This window comes from Streptomyces sp. SID5910 (genome assembly GCF_009862125.1).
Classification (GTDB): Bacteria; Actinomycetota; Actinomycetes; order Streptomycetales; family Streptomycetaceae; genus Streptomyces.
This window is the reverse complement of sequence record NZ_WWHX01000714.1, coordinates 1-1,512: the sequence shown is the minus strand read 5'-3', so window position 1 is coordinate 1,512 and position 1,512 is coordinate 1. Positions and strand designations below refer to the sequence as shown.

The following is a 1,512-nucleotide window of genomic DNA, read 5'->3' as shown; positions in this document are numbered from 1 at the left end:
CCCCGAGCAGACCTCTGCGGTGCCGCACCGCAGGTCGCCTCATGCGGCCACCCCCGCCCGGGGTGCGAAGCGGTGGGCGACGAGGTCGGCGCCGAGGTTGAGGACGACGGTGAGGGCGCCGAACACCACGGCCAGGCCCTGCACCACCGGCAGGTCCCGTTCGGCGACGGCGTTCAGGAGGACGGTGCCGAGACCGGGGATCACGAAGAGGGCCTCCACGACGATGACGCCGCACAGCAGCCAGTCGGCGGTGCGGGCGAGTTGCTGCGCGGCCGGGGCCACGGCGTTCGGCAGGGCGTGGGCGTAGCGGACCCGGGCGCCGGGGACGCCGTAGCGGCGGGCGTGGGCGACGTAGGGGGAGGCGAGGGCGTCGGCCATGCCGGCCCGGACCAGGCGGGCGAGGGAGCAGACGGGCCGGGACAGCAGGACGAGGACGGGCAGGACCAGGGCTGCCGGGTGGGCGAGGAGGTCGGTGCCGTAGCCGACGGCGGTCGGCGGCAGCCAGGCCAGCCGCAGCGCGAAGACGGTGACCAGCAGCACCCCGAGGGCGAACTCGGGGACCGCGTACACCGCGAGGGTGACGGAGCTGACCACCCGGTCCACGAGCCGTCCCTCGTGGCGGGCGGCGAGCACACCGAGGCCGAAGCCGACGGGGACGAGCAGCGCCAGGGTGAGGGCGGCGAGCAGCAGGGTGGGGCCGAGCGCGTCGGTGAGGTACTGCGTGACGGGCCGGCCCGAGGCCAGGGAGGTGCCGAAGTCGCCGTGCGCGAGGCCGGCCGCCCAGTCGGCGAGCCGTTCGTGGGCCGGCCGGTCCAGGTCCATCGACTCGCGGATGGCGGCGATGCGGGCGGGGTCGGGCTGGTCGCCGGCGAGGGCCACCGCCGCGTCGCCCGGCAGTGCCTCGGTGAGCGCGAAGACCAGCAGCACGACGGCCACGGTCTGCGCGGCGCCGAGCAGCAGCCGCCGGACGACGAAGGAGCGGACAGCGCTCACGCCAGCCACACGCGGTCGAAGCGGGCCCAGTCCAGGGTGTTGGCGGGCGCGTCGCGCTCAACTCCCTCGACGTTGCGGGCCGTTCCGATGATCCAGTCGGCGAAGCCCCACACCAGGAAGCCGCCCTCGGCGTGCAGTCGGCGCTGCATGCGGGCGAACAGGGCCGCGCGGTCGGCCTGGCCGGGAGTGGACTGGGCCTGCTGGTAGAGGGAGTCGAAGTCCTTGTGCTGCCACTTGGTGGCGTTGGTGGTGGAGTCGGTGAGCAGCCGCTGCGAGATGTGCGCCTCGATGGGCATGGCGCCGGAGCGGTAGCAGCACAGGGTGCCGCCGTCGAGGATGTCGCTCCAGTACGAGTCCTTGCTGCCCACCTTGACGTCCACGGTGACGCCGGCCTGGGCGGCCTGGTCGCGGAAGATGCTCGCGGCCTCGGTGAATCCGGCGGCGACGGACGAGGTGTCGAGGGTGACGCGGAGGTTCTCGGCGCCGGCCTGCTTCAGCAGGGCGCGGGCCCGGTCGAGG

Annotated in this window: 1 protein-coding gene and 1 pseudogene; both read right to left on the bottom strand. The window is 74.6% G+C overall.

The window, feature by feature from the left end; genetic code table 11:
* Nucleotides 1–39: 39 nt before the first annotated feature.
* Nucleotides 40–993, bottom strand: coding sequence for an ABC transporter permease subunit (locus GTW67_RS24810; RefSeq protein ID WP_161167019.1), 954 nt, complete (start codon nt 991–993; stop codon nt 40–42).
* Nucleotides 990–1,512: pseudogene (locus tag GTW67_RS24805) on the bottom strand (ABC transporter substrate-binding protein); the annotation flags it as partial. The pseudogene GTW67_RS24805 and the gene GTW67_RS24810, both read right to left, overlap by 4 nt.